The organism is Kangiella sp. M94 (assembly GCF_054926195.1).
The window spans coordinates 1,845,374-1,865,586 of sequence record NZ_CM142903.1 but is presented as its reverse complement, the minus strand read 5'-3'; the positions used below and the strand labels follow the sequence as shown (position 1 = coordinate 1,865,586).

Below are 20,213 nucleotides of genomic sequence, written 5' to 3'. Positions count from 1 at the left end.
AATCAGTGTCTGGTAAATCGGTATTTTTTGAATCGGTGCTTTTAGTCGAATATGATTGATCTTCTAGTTGAGGAGCTTCATTTACGTTATCGATCTTTTGCTTATCGTTTGCTTCAGTTTCCTCATCATCGTAAGGTTGAGCTTTGACCCTTTAGGTATTCTCCAAAGATTCGCTGAACGCTTTAAGGCAATAATGCCCGCAAACAATATGGCAAAAATAATGAAGGTAACGGCTATCGCTTTTAACATCCTTAACCTCTCTTGATATCTTTCTATTAAATCAATCTTCCTTGCAAATTCTCATAACATACTTCTGCACGAGAGCATCGAGTTTAGGCATAATGAATTGTTTACCACCAATGTCAGACTGCTCCAATGATGTGCGCAACAATTCTATTGGAAACTCATCAAGTGCTCTCTCGGCTATTGGCTTATAGCTGATATGCCATGGCTCACAGGCGACGCCACCAATGTCTTGGGCATAAGGTTTAAAGAATTGATACTCACTTAAATGTTCTTCAAGCCAATCACTTAAAAGTGCGCAAGGCCCGCTCTTATCAAATTCCTGTTCAGTGAGTTCGACATCATGACCCATATCGATAGCGCTTGCATCGAACACGTCAAAGTCGGTGCCCCAATGATGGCGGCTGGCACCAGGTAAAGCAGAATAGTGTAAAATGGCATCCACTCTTTCCTGCCCATCAAGATCTTGTGAGTTGACGCTAGAACCATCACGTAGATTAAGCATCACTTCTTGGTAGTATTTTTTATTCCAGATGGACAATTGATGCTCAAAGGAGCGATAGCTACTGACAATGCGTAACGGAATGCCGTCCAGTTCAGATCGTCGAATCAGCTTGGCAATCGGAACCAGTACTTCGTGATGACATTGAAATTTTTGCCCAAGTAATTCACTGTTGTCAGCAATATGCAAAAGGTGATCCTGATTAAGACCAAGAATTTGTTCGGCTGACATCATAGAAGTGTGCATAGAGTGCCTTATAGCTTTTGTTTAGAGTGTTTTTGCTGTCGCTAATAACTCTACCAAAATCTGATAGTAGACTTCAGTGAGTTTATCGAGGTCTTCAATCTTAACGCATTCATTAATTTGATGAATGGTTTTATTAACGGGACCAATTTCGACAATTTCGGCACCAGTCTTAGCGATAAAACGACCGTCAGAGGTTCCGCCAGTAGTTAATGGTGCTGTATTAATTTGGCAGACTGCTTTGATGGCGTTGCGCGCTGCAATGAGTAGATGACCATGATCCGTTAAAAATGGCTCGCCATTTAGCTTCCAATTAAGGTCATACTCAAGGTTATACTTATCCAGAAGAGCAATGACTCTTTGTTGCAGTTCTTGGTGAGTGGTTTCAGTTGAGTAACGGAAATTAAACTCAACGTACTTTTCCCCTGGAATCACATTGCCTGCCGTACCAGCTTTGATTATGGCAATCTGGAAACTGGTGGCTGGGAAAAATTCATTGCCTTGGTCCCATTCGGTATGGGCCAGTTCATCTAATGCCTTGAGCGATTTATGAATCGCGTTGTCGGCAAGATGCGGATAGGCGACATGCCCCTGTGTACCTTTCAAGGTTAGAAAGCCTGTTAATGAGCCGCGTCGTCCGTTCTTTATGACATCGCCAAACTGTTCGCTACTGGAAGGCTCACCTACCACACAATAATCAAGTGGTTGGTTACGTTTCATCAATTCTTCAATAACGCGTACAGTACCATTAATAAAGGGACCTTCCTCATCGCTGGTAATCAAAAAGCCGATTGAGCCATTATGATCTGGAAAGTCCTTAACGAAACGTTTGGTTGCAACTAACATGGCGGCCAGGCTGGATTTCATATCCGCAGCTCCACGACCAAACAGATAGCCATCTGTCTCCGTCGCTTCGAACGGTGGGGTATCCCACTTTTCTAATGGCCCAGCTGGTACCACATCGGTATGTCCTGCAAATACAAACACCGGCCCTTCGGTTTTACCTTTATGTAAAGACCAGAAGTTACTGGTATCTTCAAAGTTCATGATTTCGTTGTTGAAACCAAGGGCTTGAAGATATTCCATCATCATTTGCTGGCAGCCAGCATCTTCCGGCGTTACGGAAGGACGGTTTATCAAGTCTTTACTGAGTGCCAGCGTTTCGCTCATGGAAATGTCTCGTTAGTTGAAGATTGCCTGATACTGCTCAGGTTTAAAGCTTAAATGGACATCAATATTTTTGCCATTTTCCAGTACCAACACTGGGCGTTTAATCAAAGTCACCTTATCCAACATTAAATCCAAAGCAGAATCACGATCAATATTGTCTTTGACTGATTGGTCAAGGGGCTTCCAGGCAGTGCTACGTTTATTTAAAAAAGTTTCCCAGCCAATGGCCTTGTCCCAGCTTTCGATTTCTTTTCGTGGCAAAGGATTTTTACGATAATCCACAAACTCATGTTTAATGTCGTTAGCTTCCAACCATTTAACGGCTTTACGTACGGTATCGCAATTGGGAATACCATAAATAGTGACGGATTGACTCATAATTAAACCTACCTCTTAAAATTTGTCCATGCGGAGTAAATCGTTAATGCTGGTTTTTGCGCGAGTTTTGGCATCCACCTGTTTGACGATAACTGCACAGTTCAAATTGTATTTGCCGCAATCAGAAGGCAAACTACCTGGCACAACCACAGAGCCAGCAGGAACGCGACCATAAGACACTTCATCGGTCAGGCGGTTATAAATTTTGGTACTCTGGCCAAGGAATACTCCCATCGAAAGCACCGAGCCTTCTTCGACAATCACACCTTCGACTACTTCAGAGCGTGCACCAATAAAGCAATTATCTTCGATGATGGTGGGGCCGGCCTGCAATGGTTCTAACACGCCGCCAATCCCAGCACCGCCTGAGAGGTGAACATTCTTACCGATTTGAGCACACGAACCTACCGTGGCCCAGGTATCAATCATGGCGCCTTCATCAATATAGGCACCGATGTTGGTATAGCTTGGCATTAAAACAACATTCTTAGCGATGAATGAACCATGACGGGCAATCGCGTGTGGCACTACGCGTGTACCGCCAGCTTTAAACTCTTCCTCAGTCATGTTCTGGTACTTCATTGGCACCTTGTCGTAGAACTGAGCCAGACCAGTATCAATCACTTTGTTGTCATTCAAACGGAAAGAAAGCAATACAGCTTTTTTTAACCATTGATGCACAACCCAGTCGCCATCAACCTTTTCGGCAACGCGAGCCTTACCTGAATCGAGTAGGTTTAATGCTTCAGTAACAGTTTCTTTTATATCTTGCGGTGCCGATGCCGGTGATAATTGGTCACGGTTTTCAAAAGCTTGTTCAATAGTAGTTTGTAATGACATAGTGTTTCTCTTTTACAATCAAATAAGGATTAATTCGGTTAGCCAGCAATGGCTTCTAAAATTGTCTGCTTAACTTGTTTCAAGTCAGCTTTGTCTTTTAATGGCTGGTTGTCACGACGACTTAAAGTAAATGTATCTTCAACACGTTCGCCGAGGGTCACAATTTTGGCCGAGTGGACTTTAAGCTCGCACTCCATAAAAGCCTGCCCCAATTTTGCCAAAAGTGCAGGGCGATCCAAAGCAGTAATTTCTAAAGTAGTGAGATTAGAGTTTTCGTCATAACTAAAAGCTATACGCGTTTTGACGTTGAAGTGCTTCAAGCGGCTTGGTACCGCACGGCTGACGTCCAGTTTGCGGTGTTCCAGATCCGATAAACCCTCAATCAAGTTATCTTGAATTTCTTGAATGCGACGCTCATACGACAGAGGGTGGCCTTGTTCATCAAGAACAATGAAGGTATCAAGACACAACCCTTTTGGTGAGGTATAAAGAGTTGCCGCCTGAATATTCAGGTGGTTCTGACTTAATAGTGCGGTTATCGCAGCAAACAGGTCACGCTGATCTTCAATCGCAATAAACACTTCGGTGCCAGCCTGCGAGCGGTGGTTCTTGATGGCCACATAAGGCAACTCAGGTTGCGACATCAACTGCTCGGTTTGCCAGATGATTTGTTCCGGGTGGTAGCGTAATAAGTATTCATCGCCGAGTTCGTCCAGCAACTCTCTGATCGGCTCAATCGAATCGCCCACCTTACCAAACTGCTCCAGAACCTGTTGACGCGTATCTTGCACCATTTCACTTTGATTTGCTCGAGGCGTCGATTGGGTCAGGTATTGCTTGGTCGCTAAAAAAAGTTCTTTCAGTAGTGACTCTTTCCAAGAGTTCCACAGTGTTGGATTAGTCGCTCGAATATCCGACACGGTTAATACATAGAGCAATTCCAGGTGTAAAATTGAAGGGATCTGCTTACCAAAAGTTTCGATGACATCCGGATCACTAATATCCTTTCGTTGTGCTACCAATGACATGATCAGGTGGTTCTTGACCAGCCATGAAATCAATTCGCAAATGTGTGGCTCAAGGCCAATACTTTGCGCATAGTCCAGTGCATCAACCGCACCCAGTTCCGAATGATCGCCGCCACGGCCTTTGCCGATATCGTGGAAAATAGCTGCCAGATATAAAGGCGTTGGATCAACCAGAGTCTTCATGATTTTGCTACACAGTGGAAATTCCTGCTGAAACTCGGTTCTGTTATAACGAATGATATGACGTAATAAAAAAAGCGTATGCTCATCGACGGTATAAGCATGAAACAGGTCGAATTGCATCTGACCTTCAATTTTAGCGAACAAAGGAATTAATGAACCCAAAACATTGGTCCGTTTCATCAAAGCAAAGCCGCGACTGGTTAGCTGCTTGGTTGATAGAAATTCTTTGAAGAAACTGATATTGATCGGATCCTTGCGATACTGCTCATTAATAATTTGTTGGCTGGAACGAATAATTCGTAACGTACGAGCCTCGATTTCCTGAATTTCGGGATGCAATGAAATATGGCGAAAAATTTTAATCAGGCAATGCGGCTTTTTATAAAAAAGATCCGGATCATTAGCGCCAATGCGACCTTTATAAATATAAAAATCATCATCCAGGTCAATGACCTTTTGGCGCTCATCAGATCGTAAATGCTCCTGTTCAAATACTTGAATGAATAGTTCATTCAGATTTCGAATCGACATCACAGCCCGATAATAGCGTTGCATCATGTGTTCGACCGCAAGCTTGTGTGAGTCATCTTCATAACCAAGCCATTCAGCAACTTTCTTTTGATGTTCAAACAAGAGTCGATCTTCACGTTTGTCACAAAGCACATGCAAAGCAAAGCGTACTCGATTGAGGTATTGTTGATGATTGATCAGGCTTTTATATTCGCGGCGAGTAAAAATCCCATGGACGATCAGGTCGTGTAAGCTGCTGGTTTTGAAATGCTTTAAGGTAATCCACTGCATGACCTGCAAGTCGCGCAGACCGCCTGGGTTGGATTTTATATTTGGTTCGAGATTAAACGAGGTATCTTTAAATTTGGCGTGGCGTACACGCTGCTCGCTAACCTTTGCCTGAAAGAACTCTTCTGATGGGCAGAAACTATCCGATTTGATGACTTTAAGTAGATCTTTAAAGAGAACATTTTCACCACAAAGGAAACGTGACTCGATAAGATTAGTAGCGACCGAAATTTCGGTTCGTGATAATTCTTCGCATTGACTGACAGTGCGAACACTATGACCGACTTCAAGCCCGATATCCCATAGAAAGGCGAGCCAGGATTCTAACTCCTGAGTATGCTCGGAGTTTGAGTCTTCGCTTAATAGCACCAGAATATCGAGGTCAGAATAGGGTTGTAATTCTTCACGGCCATAACCGCCAACAGCGATCAGCGCCGAATGACCATTAACCTGAAACTGTTGCCAGCTGGAAATAAGAATATGATCGAGCAGGGCGCTGCGAGCTTTTAGCAGCTGATTGATACGGGTGCCTTTTTGAAACTGCTTTACCAGTGCATCAAGACCGGCCTGTAAATAATTCTTGTAGCTTTTAAGTCGCGCGCCCGGATCTCTCGAATCGGCACTTTTAAGAAGCTCCGCAGCTTTCGGCAGATAATTGTATTTATCAGGACTGGCCACAGTTTACTTGAATGCTTCTTCGCTACGGCGCGTTAAAACTTCAACACCATCCGCAGTCACTAATAGAGTGTGCTCCCACTGTGCAGACAATGACTTATCTTTAGTCATTACCGTCCAGCCATCTTTCTTATGGTGTTTGACAAAACGCTTACCCGCATTAACCATCGGCTCAATAGTAAATGTCATGCCTTCTCTGAGTTCAAGGCCGGTACCGGGTCTGCCGTAATGAGTGACTTGTGGTTCTTCGTGGAAGGTATCGCCAATGCCGTGCCCGCAATATTCGCGCACGATGGAGTAACCTTTGCCTTCAGCGAACTTCTGTATGGCCGCTCCAATATCACCCAAACGAACCCCTGGCTTAACCATATCAATAGCCAGATACAACGCTTCCTGAGTCGTTTCAATTAACTTTTTGGCTTGAGGTGTTGGCTCACCGACCACAAACATCTTGCTGGTGTCGCCATGATAACCGTCCTTAATGACAGTCACATCTATATTGACGATATCGCCATTGCGTAGAGGCTTTTTATTAGGAATGCCGTGACATACCACATCATTGACTGATGTACAGACTGATTTTGGGAAACCGCCATTGCGTACTGATTGGGTAGGTTGGCCATCTTCACCTAATGTCACAGGATAGGGCGCGCCACCATAATATAAAGGCGCAGGGTAACAACCTTGCACCTTAACAATATGCTCATGACAGATGTCATTCAGCTCTTCGGTAGTCACGCCTTTCTTGACGTGCTCGCCGATCATTTCCAATACTTCCGCTGCCAGACGCCCGGCAACACGCATTTTTTCAATTTCTTCAGGAGTTTTAATCTTAATCGTCATCTTCTGCCCAAATGATGCCCGCACAAAACCTTAATATTCAATAAGTTAGTGAAAGCTTAAACGGTAACTCGTAATTTGCGGTCTATTCTAACGAATTGTAGGAAACAAGGGAAACTAGATAGCAAAAACCGCCAGTGATTATTGGCGGTTTCTAGGGGGGTAACTTCGGCTATTGTCTACAGAAGTATTCCCTAAACTGCCAATCTGATACAAGAGTGTAATAGCAATCACCTTCTATGGTAATTTTCTGTTCTGTAATATCTTCTGTCTGTTTACTGTACGACTTTATTAAGAAGCTATTGTTATTAATCTTAGTGACTTCATACTCCATGTCTAACTCCAGCTGCTTCCCATCAAAGTAGGCAGAGAAAGTATTCTTTTTGACTTTGATGGTTAGTTTTCCAAAAAAATCGTTTCGAAATGCTTCTCGACTTTTCTCTGGGATGCCTATGGTGCGTTCCATACTTTGTACAGTCAGCTCTTCATTTGATTTCCAAGTACCAACGAGAAAAGGGGTTGCCTTAACTGGTAAGTTAAAGGACAAAATTAGTAATGAGGTTACAAGTATTTTTCCAAGCATAAAGTTTATATCTCCTAAAAAATATCAAAATCATCATAAATCATCCGCTTGCCATCAAAATCCTTATCTTTGAAATAGGCTAGTATTTCTAATGCTGGATGATTGAAAGGGGCTGGTGAATGTGTCCTGAAAGAATAGCAACGAGGCGTTTAAACATTATTACCTAGTTCCATTTCAGGTAATTAGCCTTGAGACTGAAGTTTCACTTTGACTTCCTATTCTTTGCATCTATCGCCAGACCAATGGCAAAACCCACCGCAATACCAATCGGGATTCCCAATGCAATATTATCCAAAGCGACACCTAAAGCGGCACCGACACCAACGCCGACTGCCATAAAGGCACCTACAAAAGTTTGCGGTTCTTTCTTCTCATCATTCTGTTCAGGCTGTTTGTTATCCATAATGTTCTCTCTTGAATATTCTGATGGGTGTTTTAAATATAGTGTTATAAATATAGATACTCTATATATCAAATCAGGTCGAAGATGTCATAAGTTCCTGTTTGTAGGATACGAAAATAACGCTGCCGAAGATAAGCTCAATGGCGCCGCCAGCAAATGCTCCGAACATAACAGGAGGGTTGAGGTAGTATAGGGCAAAACCCGCTGCGACTAATGTGCCACCTAGTGCCCAGAAGACTTTCATGCCGTAAAGGGTGGAAAAGGTCAAATAGCGTCCGCCAATGACTAACAACATAGCAGGGAAAAACCACTCAACTTTGTATAACGATGCCGCAAAAGCAATCGGTATCGATAGCAGCATCCAGAAAGTACCTTCCATCGCCAATGGCCCTAATGGATTGTTTTTGTCGTGTTTGCCTGAAACACCGAAAAGCTTACAAAGAAGGATGGAAAGCGGAAAAATAAACATGCCGCCAATAATCAACGCAGCAATTCCGTATTTTGGTGTGCTATTAACAGTGACCATTCCAGCTATTAGCCAAATCAGGCCTGAAGTCACCACACCTGGCGCACCGCCGTAGTATGAACGTCGCATGTTTTGTTGTGCATCAGTGATTGTCATCATCTTAGTTTTCCTTGTTAGAGGTTTTTATTGTTTGGTAATTTCCTGCAAATCTTCTCTTGAGTCTTGTGAGCGTGGGAGTTTAACTTCAATGATCCACCCGAAGGCTTTAAGAAGCTGTATAAAGTGCCAGGTTGGATCGGACTGGCCTTTTTCGACCCCAATTCTTGCTGACTCAGGAAATGCATGATGGTTATTATGCCAACATTCTCCATAAGTCAAAATCCCTAAACCCGGTAAGTTTGATGCCTGTACATAGGCACCTTTAACTTTCCACCTGCCTTGGCCGGGGTTGTGGCAAAAGTAAGTTATTGTCCAATGTCCGACGACACTGAGAGAAACTCTGGCAAAAATCCCCCAAACCACAAATGGTAACCCACCAAAGTAATAAAGAATTAAAGCCAGCGGTATCTGGTGTAGACGCCAGGTTTTTTCGAGGAATTGATAAAATTTGTCTTGGTAAAGACTATCTTCTATCTGAAGGTGTGGAGGATGGGCAAATTTAAATCTTGAGGTCAGTTGCCACCATATGTCTTTCCAATAAGATCGTCTGTGCGAAAAAAAGTCATGACACTTGTGCTGTCTCTGCGCCCAATCTCGCAAGTCATGAATCTTTATGACTCCATAAGGCCCTGACATACCTACTAAGACGCCAATATAAATTAAAAGCCGCTCGACGGGCTTAATAGCTTTGAATGATCGATGAATCATCATTCTATGCATCCCAGCGCTATGGCCAATCAGCAGAGTAAAGTAGGCCAATACAACGAAAAGGAAAACTGAACCGGGTGTGGTATAAAAGGGTATTAAAATAACCGAAGCCAGAAGCATCCCTAGATTCCAAAAGGCTTTGGGCCAATCAACTACAACCTCTCCTTCATTGGGATTAGCGTTATCTCCGTTAATTCGTAAGACGGGTTCCATCATGAGGTATTATTTCCTGGTAAATTAAATGGTGCGTCACGACGCACCCTATGGTTGCTATTAGTTTAGTTGTATGAACTTCATTTACGTTTTAAAAGTTCAATGGGCTCATCTACTAAGTTATCTTGTTTGTAGTGCAGTACCCCACCAAACTCAGTAACAATTAGCACTCCCGTGCCTAGATATTCCCATTGTTCCTTGGGGTACTCTGGAGAGTACTCTTGCCCGTCGATGTTTGCGACCACCACTCCTTGATGATGTCCATTGATAATGACTCTATCGTCAATAATTGCAGTTTTTCCGTCAGTGTATCTCATAGGTATCTATAATTTTTGCTTATACGAATCAGTTGATAAAACTTTATTATCATTAGACTTTTGAAACAAGTTTGATTTTAGGTGGCGGACTTGCACTGTTATTAGGCCAGTGAGTGTTGCTTATTACTAACCTACAGTTAGGTTTGGGTAAAGATGGGAAGCATTATAGGGTGGGTTAGCTTTAGCGTAACCCACCGATTATGGTTGTTTTGATGGGTTACGCTGCGCTAACCCATCCTATGTTGTCGCGTAGCCTGCTTGTCATGGCCGTTTGCTCTTGCAATACGAGACGTTAAAAGCCCGAAATACAACATAAATAATTGCTTCAAACCCTTAAAAATGGTATAAAGCGCGCCGTGGCTCGTAAGTGCGTCTGTTTTAGATGGATTTCGGGTCACTAAACCTAAACTACACACGCAAATCGACACATTTGCCGGGGTGCTCAGTCGGATTAAAGCTGGCTTGGGTCGGGAAATGGGATTTGCGGAGGCTTAACCCGAAATTCGGAGAATTTATTATGTCTAAAGTTAGTATGCGTGACATGCTACAGGCGGGCGTGCACTTCGGTCACAAAACCCGTTTCTGGAACCCTCAAATGCGTCCATATATCTTTGGTGCGCGTAACAAGATCCATATCATCAACCTTGAAGAAACTGTTCCTATGTTCAACGACGCGTTGAATTACTTAGGTAAAGTTGCTTCGAACAAAGGTAAGATTCTGTTTGTTGGTACTAAGCGTGCCGCTAGCGAAATTGTTAAAGAAGAAGCGACTCGTTCAGGTCAGTTCTTCGTTGATAAGCGCTGGTTAGGCGGTATGTTGACTAACTACAAAACGATTCGTGGTTCAATTAACCGTTTGAAAGACTTAGAAAAACAGTCTGAAGATGGCACTTTTGAGCGTTTGACTAAGAAAGAAGCTTTGATGCGCCGTCGTGAGATGGAAAAATTAGAAGCTTCTATCGGTGGTATCAAGAACATGGGCGGTTTGCCTGACGTATTGTTCGTGATTGACGCTGACCACGAAAACATTGCTATCGCAGAAGCTAACAAAATGGGTATCCCAGTTGTTGCGGTTGTTGATACCAATTCTAATCCTAAAGGCGTGGATTACATCATTCCTGGTAACGATGATGCGATTCGTGCAATTCGTCTATACTGCGCAGCGGTTGCTGATGCGGTTCTTGACGGCAAGCAGAGCAATGCTACAACTGCCGATCAAAGCGACGAGTTTGTAGAAGCTGCTGACGAAGCTTAATCAGCAGGCTACATAAGCTATTCTAAGGGGGCAATGCCCCCTTTTTTGAACTATTTACTGATATTCGTTGCGGCATCCTGGCAACGAAAGACATGCGGAGAGAAATCATGGCTATTACTGCAGCATTAGTTAAAGAATTACGTGAGCGCACCGCCGCTGGCATGATGGAGTGTAAAAAGGCTCTAGTTGAAGCTGACGGCGATATCGAGTTAGCGATTGATAACATGCGTAAATCAGGTCAGGCGAAAGCGGCTAAAAAAGCAGGCCGTATCGCTGCTGAAGGTGTTATCTTGGCAAAATCTAACGGCAGCGTTGGTGTTCTAGTTGAAATCAACTCTGAAACTGACTTCGTTGCTCGTGATGAGAGTTTCTTGGGTTTTGCTAACGCGGTTGCTGATTTAGCGTTGGAAAAAGGTATCAGCGATGTTGAGACTTTGAACAACACTGAAATGGCTTCAGGCGAAACGGTTGAAGTCACTCGTGCTAACCTGGTTGCTAAAATCGGTGAGAACATGACGGTTCGTCGTGTTACTAAAATCGAAGGCGACAACTTGGGTGCTTACATCCACGGCGGTCGTATCGGCGTTTTAGTTTCAATGAAAGGTGGTGACGAAGACTTGGCTAAAGACGTGGCTATGCACGTTGCAGCAAGCAACCCACAATTCAACAAAGCTGAAGACGTTGCTCCAGAAGTTATCGAAAAAGAGAAAGAAATCATCAAAGCTCAACCTGATATGGAAGGCAAGCCTGAAGAGATCGTTGAGAAAATGATGGTCGGCCGTATCAAGAAATTTGTTGGTGAAATTACTCTTGAAGGTCAAAACTTCGTTAAAGATCCATCAACAACAGTTGGCGATTTAGTGAAATCTAAAGGCGCTGAAGTTGTTTCATTCACTCGTTTCGAAGTGGGTGAAGGTATCGAGAAGAAATCAGAAGATTTTGCTTCTGAAGTTGCTGCTCAAATGGGTAAAAAATAAGCTAGAATTAGCTTAGGTAACATTTCTCGATAGTCGCGATAGTTAAAGAGGAACCGCGCATGACAAACCCGGCTTACAAGCGAATCTTGTTGAAATTAAGTGGTGAAGCACTAATGGGGCAGGAGGCGTTTGGAATCGACCCTTCGATTCTGGAGCGTATGGCAAAAGAAATTAAAGGGTTGAGTGCGCAGGGGATTGAAATTGGTGTGGTTCTTGGTGGCGGCAATATTTACCGTGGCCAGAAGCTATCCGAAGCTGGCATGAACCGTGTGACAGGTGATCACATGGGCATGCTGGCGACAGTAATGAATTCGCTGGCTCTACAAGATGCTTTCGAGCGTGTTGGACAGCCAGCGAAAGTCTTGTCGGCAATGCCCATCGATGGTGTTTGCCAAGGCTTTTCTCGTCGTGGTGCCATCAACTCCCTTGAAAAAGGTCGTGTCGTTATTTTCTGTGCCGGTACTGGCAATCCTTTCTTTACTACGGATACTGCAGCCTGTTTGCGCGGTATTGAGATCGATGCGGATCTGATTTTGAAAGCGACTAAAGTTGACGGCGTTTACTCGGCGGATCCAGCTAAAGACAAGAATGCAGTGCGTTATGAGCAATTAAGCTATAAAGAAGCACTTGATAAAGAGCTTGCGGTTATGGATTTAACAGCGTTCTGCTTGGCTCGTGACCACAACAAAAATATTCGTGTTTTCGATATGACTAAACCGGGGAACCTCGAAAAAGCGGTTCTGGGTCATGCCGAAGGCACATTGATTCATCCTTAATATAACCTACGCGTCCGGAGACAAGCCGGCCGTTGATCCCAGCCCGAAATTGGGCATAATAGCCCTAGCTAATAAAAAACAAGCAAAATAGGAGAATATTCTGTGATTAACGACATTCAAAAAGACGCTGACCAGCGTATGGATAAAACCATTGAGTCCTATAAAGGTGACTTGGCAAAGGTTCGTACCGGTCGTGCTCATCCTAGTTTGCTTGAGCACATTATGGTGCCTTATTACGGTGTAGACACACCGATCAGTCAGGTTGCCAGTATTGGCGTGCAAGAAGGCCGTACTTTGGTACTACAAATTTTTGATAAAGGTGCGATTGAAGCCACCGAAAAAGCGATTCTTAAATCTGATTTAGGGTTGACGCCAAACGTCGCTGGTCAGGTGATTCGCATTGCATTGCCACCGTTGAGCGAAGAGCGTCGCAAAGAGTTCATCAAAGTGGTTAAAATGGAAGCTGAGAATGCAAAGGTTGCAGTGCGTAATATCCGCCGCGATGCTAATAACTCATTGAAAGAACTAGAGAAAGAAAAAGAAATCTCTGAAGACGATTTGCGTCGTGCAGAGGATTTGATCCAGAAGTTGACTGATACCAAAATAGCTCGCATTGATGAGATTTTGGCGGAGAAAGAAACAGAATTGATGGAGATATAATCCCCACAATGCTATTTCACGAACGCCGTGGGCTTATGCTTCGCGGCGTTCTTGTATTTAAGTCTTTGAAATTTAGGTAGAACAGGGTGTCGAGTAATCAAGTAGCCACAACAGATAAGTTGCCGCAGCATATTGCTATCATTATGGATGGTAATGGACGCTGGGCACAGGCTCGCGGCAAAAAGCGCGTGTTTGGTCATAAGGCGGGTATGGAAAGAGCGCGCGAAATGGCTGAGACCTGTGGCGAGTTGGGCATTAAATATCTGACTTTATTTGCCTTCAGTAGCGAAAATTGGAACCGTCCAGCTGATGAAGTCAGTTTTTTGATGGATTTATTTGCTACCAGCCTTAAAAATGAATCGAAAAAGCTGAATAAGAATAACGTAAAATTAAAAGTTATAGGTAACAAAGCTGGTTTTGATAAAGGCTTACAAAAAGCTATTGATAAGGCCGAGGCACTAACGGCTGATAATGATGGACTGATACTCAATATCGCGGCCAACTATGGCGGCCGTTGGGATATTATGCAGGCTAGTCAACAACTGTTAACAAGCGGGCAGGAACAGACAGAGGCTAATTTGACACAGTTTTTGGCAACAGGAACTACACCAGAGCCGGACTTGTTGATTAGAACCGGTGGTGAAAAACGGATCAGTAATTTTCTGTTGTGGCAGGCTGCTTATTCTGAGTTGTATTTTAGCGATGTATTATGGCCAGATTTTGATAGTGAACAATTACAGTTGGCGTTGGCCGACTATGCACAAAGACAGAGACGCTTTGGCAAAACCGGTGAACAGGTAACAGGATAAACTATGTTAAAACTAAGAATCATAACTGCGTTAGTGTTATTGCCGTTGGCTATGGCGCTGTTGTTTTATCCTGGCCTGAAAGTTTTTTCGCTTATTTTGATTCCAGTCTTTACCATTATTGCTTGGGAGTGGAGCCGATTATTACAAACCAATAGTATTGTCAGTGCGCTATTTATCTTATTAGCGATTGCCAGTCTTTGTGGTATTTATTATTGGCTGAATCAAGGCGAGTTTTTTGATTATCCGGTAATTCCGGTTAACTGGACTGAAACTCATCCGTTCAAGCTCTTAATCGTATCGATTATGGCCTGGGTTGTCGCTTTTGTGCTGATTCTACTATACCCAAAGGTTGGTCGTGTCTGGTTACGTGGTCCCTGGATACGCGCCTTGTTTGGCCTGATTTTCCTGGTGAGCACCTGGTTGGCTGTGGTTCTTATTCGTAGTACTGATATTGTACAAAATCATTATTATGGTGGCTGGCTGTTGTTGCTGATGTTTGTGGTGATCTGGGGCGCAGATGTTGGCGCTTATTTTTTTGGTAAAGCAATGGGCAAGCGCAAGTTGGCGCCGGTGGTTAGTCCTAACAAAACCTGGGAAGGTGCCATTGGTGGTTTGCTTAGCGCCACGGTGTTATCAACCATTGCGGCATTCTTTATTGGATTGTCGTTCTCGTTGATTTGGTTTGTGTTGTTAGCAATGGCTCTAGTTGTGGTTTCTGTCATTGGTGATTTGTTTGAAAGTATGCTCAAGCGTCAGGCGGGAATTAAGGACAGTAGTCAGATTTTACCCGGTCATGGTGGCCTGCTGGATCGTCTGGATAGTACACTTTCAGTAGCTCCTTTCTTTATTGTCGCTTTGCTGATCTTTAAGCATGGCCTAAGCCTTAGTTTATAAATATGTCCATTCAACGTCAGTCAATATGCATTCTCGGAGCAACCGGTTCAATCGGTACTAATACGCTGGATGTGATTCGACGTCATCCAGAGCGCTACCATGTCTTTGCGTTAACCGCGAATCAGAACACCAACTTACTTTTTAAGCAGTGTGTTGAGTTTGAACCTGAGTACGCAGTATTGACCAGCGACGAACATGCCGAATCATTACAGGCCAAGCTCAATGCCGAGAATATATCCACCAAGCTATTGGTGGGTATCGAGCAACTTGACTGGGTGGCAAGCCATGAAGAAGTGGATACTGTTATGGCCGCTATTGTGGGTGCTGCTGGCTTATTGCCAACTCTGGCGGCGGTCAAGGCATCCAAGAAGGTGCTGTTAGCCAATAAAGAAGCGCTGGTGATGTCTGGTGCTATTTTTATGCAGGCTGTCAGCGAAAGTCGCGCAACTTTATTACCCATTGATAGCGAGCATAATGCTATTTTTCAGTGTTTGCCGGAACATTTTGTTTCACAGGGCATCCAATCTTGTGGCATTCACAATATTGTATTGACTGGATCTGGTGGTCCATTCTTGAAAAAGCCACTGGCGGAGTTTCCGGTAATTAGTCCGGATGAGGCTTGCGCGCACCCTAACTGGTCAATGGGGCGGAAAATTTCGGTCGACTCAGCGACCATGATGAATAAAGGTTTGGAGTTGATAGAGGCTTGCTGGTTATTTGATGTGCAGCCCGAACAGGTCGAAGTGATCTTGCACCCGCAAAGTATCATTCATTCCATGGTTCGTTATCAGGATGGCTCTGTAATTGCACAGATGGGCAATCCTGACATGCGAACTCCGATTGCTCACGCATTGGCTTTCCCTGAAAGAATCAGCGCAGGAGTAGAGCCCTTAGACTTTATGCAGATTAGTCAGCTTACCTTTGAGCAGCCCAGTTACGAGCGCTATCCGTGTTTAAAGCTGGCTAAAGAAGCAATGACGGAAGGGGGCAACGCTCCTGCGAGACTGAATGCGGCCAATGAAGTGGCTGTAACGGCATTTTTGGATGAAAAAATTAATTTTGATCAGATTGCTTCGGTGATTCAGCAGACATTAACAGAGACTGAGTATGCTGAGGTGGTAGATTTAGAGTCTGTGCTGGCTGCCGATAGTGTGGCAAGAAAGCACGCACAGCGTATTGTTGATGCGTTAAGTGCAGATTAGAAAACTTATTAAAGCTTAATGCGACCGAGATAGATAACACATGTTGAGAATATTCATTTAATGACTGATTTTTTATACAGTATTTTTGGCTTGCTAATCCTGTTGGGGGTCTTAGTCACTTTTCACGAGTGGGGGCACTACTGGGTAGCTAAGAAACTTGGCGTTAAAGCGCTGCGTTTTTCAGTGGGTTTTGGTAAACCTATCTGGGGACGAACCAATAAGCACGGCACTGAGTTCGTCATTGCTCCGATCCCATTGGGCGGTTATGTCCGATTTGTCGATGAACGTGAGGGTGATGTGGCTGATGAAGACCTGCCTTATGCCTTTAATCGTCAACCAGTCTGGAAACGAATTTTAATTGTATTGGCAGGCCCAATGGCCAACTTTTTGTTGGCAATAGTGGTGTATGCGGCTGTTTATATGATGGGTATTGCCGTGGGTAAGCCATTTGTTACAAACGTCCTGCCGAATACGGTTGCCGCTCAAGCTAACTTTCCAGAAAACAGCGAAATCCTTTCCGTCGATGGGGTTCAAGTTAAAAGTCTGGAAGATGCCGTTTTTGCTTTTGTTGATCATATTGATGATAACAAAACCATCGAGGTGGTAGTTAAGCCGCTTTATCAAGAACAAACAACAGTGACTCTTGATGTCAGTCAATGGCAAGAGCCTGATGAAGGTACTATTTTTGATAGTCTTGGTTTAGATTTTGGCCGTGTTGATGGCACGCCGTCGTTAGGACTGGTCGCGAAAGACTCTCCTGCAGACCAGGGCGGGCTTAAAGTGGGTGATACGATTGTATCGGTCAATGGTGAGTCGATAAGCCTGTGGAGCGAATTTGTTTCCTTCATAGAAAAGAACCCTGGTAAACCGCTTGAGTTAATCGTAGCTCGTGACGGATATCAGCAGCCACTTGTGGTCACTCCAGAACCCAATGAGCGCGATCCAGCCATAGGCTACCTTGGAATCTCACCGGCTTTTCAAGGCTATAACGTCATAAACTACGGCTTCTTCGAGTCTTTCGGTAAAGGCGCTGAGCAAACCTGGGTGATGGTCGAAAGAATCGGCAGCTTCCTGGGGAAATTGGTTACAGGTAAATTATCGATTAAAAACCTGGGTGGGCCGGTTGGAATTGCACAAGGTGCGGGGCAGACTGCACAGGCTGGAATGGTTGCATTCTTGCTTTATCTCGCTATGATAAGCGTCAATTTAGGCTTCGTGAACCTTCTGCCAATCCCAATGTTGGACGGTGGTCATTTAATGTACTATCTTGTCGAACTCGTTCGTGGCAAGCCTGTCTCTGAAAAAATTATGGAACTTGGTATGAGAGTTGGCATCATACTAGTGCTGACAATCATGGCGATTGCGCTATTTTTCGATATAAACCGAATAAACCAATAGAGAACAATCAATGCGTTTGATAACAAAAACAGTTACGGCTTTAGTATTTTCTGCACTTTTTTCCAAAGCAGCCGCAATCGAGCCCTTTGTTGTAGAAGACATCCAAGTAGAAGGTTTGCAACGAGTTGAACTGGGAACATTCTTTACTGAACTACCTATCCGTGTCGGTGAGACATTAGACGATGCCCGTGCTCCTGGCATTATTCGTGCCATTCACCAAACCGGCAATTTTGATTTTGTGAAGCTGGAGAAAGAAGGCAACACGCTCAAGGTTATTGTGGTGGAGCGCCCAGTTATCACTGACATTATTTTAAAGGGTAACAAGGTTCTTAAAACAGAACAGTTAATGGAAGGTATGAAAGGCGCTGGGATCTCCAAAGGTGAAGTTCTTAATAACTTCATTCTTGAAAAGATCGAGCAAGAAATTGCCAATCAATACTACTCCAATGGCCACTACCATATCAGCGTAGATAAAAAGCTTGCTGAGTTATCAAGAAACCGGGTTCAGCTGCATATCACCATCAATGAAGGTGGCTCAGCCAAGATTAAAGAATTCAATATTGTTGGTAATGATTTATTTTCAGATGAGAAGCTCTTATCTCAATTTGAATTGACTACTGGTGGTTTATTCACCTTTATTACCGATGACAATAAATATAATAGCGTTACTCTTGAAAAAGATCTTGAAACCTTAACCTCTTATTATAAAGACCGTGGTTATCTTGAGTTCAAAATTAACTCAACCGAGATATCGTTAGCTAATAATGAAGAAGATATTTACATCACGATTGTGATAGAAGAGGGTGAGGTTTATACAGTTTCAGGAATTGATATTCTTGGTGACTTCACCTTGGATGTAGAAACTATTAGAAACTTTATTCCTTTAAAAGAAGGGGATACCTATTCTGCTGCCGCAATGACTTTTGCTGAAGAGCAAATTAAGCAGTTATTGGGTATGTACGGTTATGCGTTTGCACAAGTGCGGACCATTCCTGAAGTATCGCCAGACACGCCCGAAGCTAAATTAATCGTTTTGGTTGAGCCTGGCGAAAGACATTATGTAGATCGTATCAACTTTGAAGGTAACGTGAGTACCGATGAAGAGGTTTTGAGACGTGAAGTGCGTGTTCAAGAAGGTGGTTCGTTGTCATCTGCATTGGTTGAGCGATCTAAAATTCGCTTGCAAAGACTCCCTTATATAGAAAGTGTCGAGGTCGATACGGTTAAGAAAGAAGGTACAACTGATCGTGCAGATGTGAATTTTAGAGTTAAAGAGCGTAGCGCAGCACAAGTTAGCGGTGGCTTTAGTTACAATGATTTTTATGGCATGTCCATTAATGGAGAGTTATCCCATAGTAACTTTATGGGCTCTGGTAACTCGGTTGGTTTAGCTTTAAATACTAACAAAGCAATTAAGAGTATCAGCCTGAATTATACAGATAATTATTTCACTCAGGATGGTATTGGACTGTCATCTAACCTTATTTACAGTGAAACAGACTACGGCAAGTTAAACTTAATCGCCCAGAGTTTGGATACCCTTGGCTTAGGTACAACGGCCTATATTCCTGTTAATGAATATTCAACTTTTAACATCGGTTTTAACGCATCACAAAATGAACTGACGTCTCCTATTACAAACTCACAAAGAGTTATCGACTTTTTCGATCTGTTAGGTTATGACGCAACCGTTGATTCAGAAGTTAATTTTGATATTTTCTCAGTGAAGTTAGGGTACAGCATTAACTCATTGAACCGCGCTGTATTCCCTTCAAAAGGAACTCGCCATAGTTATGGGTTGGACATAGGCACCGCAATTGGTGATCTTGAGTTCTATAAAGCAACATACGACTTTGATTATTACTTCCCGATTACTAACGATGGCTGGATTTTCTCTATTCGCGGTGGTCTGGCTTATGGTGACGGTTACGGTGATACAGAAGACTTACCTTACTTCCAAAACTTTTATGGAGGTGGTAGCTCTTCATTAAGAGGCTTTGAAACTAATACCATCGGGCCAAGAGATATTCAAAGAATTCGTACGACTCAGTCAGTACCAAGCCCGATTCCAGGAGCTGGCAGCACAACCATTATTTTGCCGAGTGAATATGACCGTTTATATATTGGTCGCTATTCTGTAGGTGGTAATGCGCGCTTCTTGAGCTCTCTTGAGTTGATTTTCCCAACCCCGTTCGTGGAAGATACGGCTAATGTGAGAACGAGCTTTTTTGTTGATGCAGGAAATGTTTGGGATACAAAATTTGACGCGAGCCGCTTTGAAGGGTTAAATGTCGAGCCAAATAGTATTTTGCCTTATATCCCTGACTACAGCGATTATAAGGATTACAGAGCGTCATACGGGATTTCATTGCAGTGGCTCTCACCTATGGCGCCATTACAATTCAGTTTATCTAGACCATTGAAAAGCGAACCTTATGATGATTCGGAAACTTTCTCTTTCTCAATTGGTCGAACATTTTAATTAGTTAATAC

20 protein-coding genes are annotated in these 20,213 nt (G+C 43.5%); 9 read left to right on the top strand and 11 right to left on the bottom strand.

What is annotated here, in order from left to right; genetic code table 11:
* Window positions 1–280 precede the first annotated feature (280 nt).
* The 11 genes from ACYTXU_RS08600 to ACYTXU_RS08550 all read right to left on the bottom strand — a co-directional run bounded on the left by ACYTXU_RS08600 (window position 281) and on the right by ACYTXU_RS08550 (window position 9,749).
* A complete protein-coding gene (locus ACYTXU_RS08600) occupies window positions 281–991 on the bottom strand; it encodes a M15 family metallopeptidase (RefSeq protein ID WP_462206262.1) in 711 nt (236 codons plus the stop codon).
* A gap of 21 nt (window positions 992–1,012) precedes the next feature.
* Window positions 1,013–2,164, bottom strand: a complete 1,152-nt coding sequence (gene dapE, locus ACYTXU_RS08595; RefSeq protein WP_462209398.1) for a succinyl-diaminopimelate desuccinylase — start codon at window positions 2,162–2,164, stop codon at window positions 1,013–1,015.
* Window positions 2,165–2,170: 6 nt separating this feature from the next.
* On the bottom strand, window positions 2,171–2,536 hold the full coding sequence (locus ACYTXU_RS08590) for a Spx/MgsR family RNA polymerase-binding regulatory protein (RefSeq protein WP_462206261.1): 366 nt from the start codon (window positions 2,534–2,536) through the stop codon (window positions 2,171–2,173).
* 15 nt (window positions 2,537–2,551) lie between these two features.
* Window positions 2,552–3,376 carry a 2,3,4,5-tetrahydropyridine-2,6-dicarboxylate N-succinyltransferase gene (gene dapD / locus ACYTXU_RS08585; RefSeq protein ID WP_462206259.1) on the bottom strand — a complete coding sequence of 275 codons (825 nt, stop codon included), beginning with the start codon at window positions 3,374–3,376 and terminating at the stop codon, window positions 2,552–2,554.
* A 38-nt stretch (window positions 3,377–3,414) separates the two neighbouring features.
* Window positions 3,415–6,063, bottom strand: coding sequence for a [protein-PII] uridylyltransferase (gene glnD / locus ACYTXU_RS08580; protein WP_462206258.1), 2,649 nt, complete (start codon window positions 6,061–6,063; stop codon window positions 3,415–3,417).
* Between the two features lie 3 nt (window positions 6,064–6,066).
* On the bottom strand, window positions 6,067–6,903 hold the full coding sequence (map, locus tag ACYTXU_RS08575; protein WP_462206257.1) for a type I methionyl aminopeptidase: 837 nt from the start codon (window positions 6,901–6,903) through the stop codon (window positions 6,067–6,069).
* 169 nt (window positions 6,904–7,072) lie between these two features.
* Window positions 7,073–7,483: a hypothetical protein gene (locus ACYTXU_RS08570; RefSeq protein WP_462206255.1), complete on the bottom strand. Its 411-nt coding sequence runs from the start codon at window positions 7,481–7,483 to the stop codon at window positions 7,073–7,075.
* A 202-nt stretch (window positions 7,484–7,685) separates the two neighbouring features.
* Entirely contained in the window at window positions 7,686–7,886 is a 201-nt protein-coding gene (locus tag ACYTXU_RS08565; RefSeq protein ID WP_462206254.1) for a hypothetical protein, read from the bottom strand.
* A 73-nt stretch (window positions 7,887–7,959) separates the two neighbouring features.
* Window positions 7,960–8,511: a DUF7010 family protein gene (locus ACYTXU_RS08560; protein WP_462206253.1), complete on the bottom strand. Its 552-nt coding sequence runs from the start codon at window positions 8,509–8,511 to the stop codon at window positions 7,960–7,962.
* Between the two features lie 24 nt (window positions 8,512–8,535).
* The gene (locus ACYTXU_RS08555) at window positions 8,536–9,435 is read right to left on the bottom strand and encodes an acyl-CoA desaturase (protein ID WP_462206252.1); all 900 of its coding nucleotides are present in this window, start codon (window positions 9,433–9,435) and stop codon (window positions 8,536–8,538) included.
* A gap of 77 nt (window positions 9,436–9,512) precedes the next feature.
* Window positions 9,513–9,749, bottom strand: a complete 237-nt coding sequence (locus tag ACYTXU_RS08550) for a hypothetical protein (protein WP_462206251.1) — start codon at window positions 9,747–9,749, stop codon at window positions 9,513–9,515.
* Window positions 9,750–10,266: 517 nt separating this feature from the next.
* Here ACYTXU_RS08550 and rpsB point away from each other — a divergent pair.
* The 9 genes from rpsB to bamA all read left to right on the top strand — a co-directional run bounded on the left by rpsB (window position 10,267) and on the right by bamA (window position 20,202).
* Window positions 10,267–11,004, top strand: a complete 738-nt coding sequence (rpsB, locus tag ACYTXU_RS08545) for a 30S ribosomal protein S2 (RefSeq protein ID WP_462206250.1) — start codon at window positions 10,267–10,269, stop codon at window positions 11,002–11,004.
* Window positions 11,005–11,111: 107 nt separating this feature from the next.
* Window positions 11,112–11,981 (top strand): translation elongation factor Ts, encoded by an 870-nt coding sequence (tsf, locus tag ACYTXU_RS08540; protein WP_462206249.1) that lies wholly within the window; start codon window positions 11,112–11,114, stop codon window positions 11,979–11,981.
* Window positions 11,982–12,040: 59 nt separating this feature from the next.
* Window positions 12,041–12,757, top strand: coding sequence for a UMP kinase (gene pyrH / locus ACYTXU_RS08535; protein WP_462206248.1), 717 nt, complete (start codon window positions 12,041–12,043; stop codon window positions 12,755–12,757).
* 102 nt (window positions 12,758–12,859) lie between these two features.
* On the top strand, window positions 12,860–13,417 hold the full coding sequence (gene frr, locus ACYTXU_RS08530; RefSeq protein ID WP_331891568.1) for a ribosome recycling factor: 558 nt from the start codon (window positions 12,860–12,862) through the stop codon (window positions 13,415–13,417).
* Between the two features lie 143 nt (window positions 13,418–13,560).
* Window positions 13,561–14,226, top strand: a complete 666-nt coding sequence (uppS, locus tag ACYTXU_RS08525) for a polyprenyl diphosphate synthase (RefSeq protein ID WP_462209396.1) — start codon at window positions 13,561–13,563, stop codon at window positions 14,224–14,226.
* 3 nt (window positions 14,227–14,229) lie between these two features.
* Window positions 14,230–15,120, top strand: coding sequence for a phosphatidate cytidylyltransferase (locus ACYTXU_RS08520; RefSeq protein ID WP_462206247.1), 891 nt, complete (start codon window positions 14,230–14,232; stop codon window positions 15,118–15,120).
* 2 nt (window positions 15,121–15,122) lie between these two features.
* Complete coding sequence (gene ispC, locus ACYTXU_RS08515; RefSeq protein ID WP_462206246.1) at window positions 15,123–16,322, top strand: 1-deoxy-D-xylulose-5-phosphate reductoisomerase; 1,200 nt, start codon at window positions 15,123–15,125, stop codon at window positions 16,320–16,322.
* Between the two features lie 60 nt (window positions 16,323–16,382).
* Complete coding sequence (gene rseP, locus ACYTXU_RS08510) at window positions 16,383–17,720, top strand: RIP metalloprotease RseP (protein WP_462206245.1); 1,338 nt, start codon at window positions 16,383–16,385, stop codon at window positions 17,718–17,720.
* Between the two features lie 10 nt (window positions 17,721–17,730).
* Entirely contained in the window at window positions 17,731–20,202 is a 2,472-nt protein-coding gene (gene bamA, locus ACYTXU_RS08505) for an outer membrane protein assembly factor BamA (RefSeq protein WP_462206244.1), read from the top strand.
* Window positions 20,203–20,213: the final 11 nt, after the last annotated feature.

What these genes read in the sequence shown, in the direction of transcription:
- ACYTXU_RS08600 (WP_462206262.1), bottom strand. Translation starts at nt 991, where the DNA reads ATGCACACTTCTATGATGTCAGCCGAACAAATTCTTGGTCTTAATCAG.
- ACYTXU_RS08590 (WP_462206261.1), bottom strand. Translation starts at nt 2,536, where the DNA reads ATGAGTCAATCCGTCACTATTTATGGTATTCCCAATTGCGATACCGTA.
- dapD (WP_462206259.1), bottom strand. Translation starts at nt 3,376, where the DNA reads ATGTCATTACAAACTACTATTGAACAAGCTTTTGAAAACCGTGACCAA.
- map (WP_462206257.1), bottom strand. Translation starts at nt 6,903, where the DNA reads ATGACGATTAAGATTAAAACTCCTGAAGAAATTGAAAAAATGCGTGTT.
- ACYTXU_RS08570 (WP_462206255.1), bottom strand. Translation starts at nt 7,483, where the DNA reads ATGCTTGGAAAAATACTTGTAACCTCATTACTAATTTTGTCCTTTAAC.
- ACYTXU_RS08565 (WP_462206254.1), bottom strand. Translation starts at nt 7,886, where the DNA reads ATGGATAACAAACAGCCTGAACAGAATGATGAGAAGAAAGAACCGCAA.
- ACYTXU_RS08560 (WP_462206253.1), bottom strand. Translation starts at nt 8,511, where the DNA reads ATGATGACAATCACTGATGCACAACAAAACATGCGACGTTCATACTAC.
- ACYTXU_RS08555 (WP_462206252.1), bottom strand. Translation starts at nt 9,435, where the DNA reads ATGATGGAACCCGTCTTACGAATTAACGGAGATAACGCTAATCCCAAT.
- ACYTXU_RS08550 (WP_462206251.1), bottom strand. Translation starts at nt 9,749, where the DNA reads ATGAGATACACTGACGGAAAAACTGCAATTATTGACGATAGAGTCATT.
- rpsB (WP_462206250.1), top strand. Translation starts at nt 10,267, where the DNA reads ATGTCTAAAGTTAGTATGCGTGACATGCTACAGGCGGGCGTGCACTTC.
- tsf (WP_462206249.1), top strand. Translation starts at nt 11,112, where the DNA reads ATGGCTATTACTGCAGCATTAGTTAAAGAATTACGTGAGCGCACCGCC.
- pyrH (WP_462206248.1), top strand. Translation starts at nt 12,041, where the DNA reads ATGACAAACCCGGCTTACAAGCGAATCTTGTTGAAATTAAGTGGTGAA.
- uppS (WP_462209396.1), top strand. Translation starts at nt 13,561, where the DNA reads ATGGATGGTAATGGACGCTGGGCACAGGCTCGCGGCAAAAAGCGCGTG.
- ACYTXU_RS08520 (WP_462206247.1), top strand. Translation starts at nt 14,230, where the DNA reads ATGTTAAAACTAAGAATCATAACTGCGTTAGTGTTATTGCCGTTGGCT.
- ispC (WP_462206246.1), top strand. Translation starts at nt 15,123, where the DNA reads ATGTCCATTCAACGTCAGTCAATATGCATTCTCGGAGCAACCGGTTCA.
- rseP (WP_462206245.1), top strand. Translation starts at nt 16,383, where the DNA reads ATGACTGATTTTTTATACAGTATTTTTGGCTTGCTAATCCTGTTGGGG.
- bamA (WP_462206244.1), top strand. Translation starts at nt 17,731, where the DNA reads ATGCGTTTGATAACAAAAACAGTTACGGCTTTAGTATTTTCTGCACTT.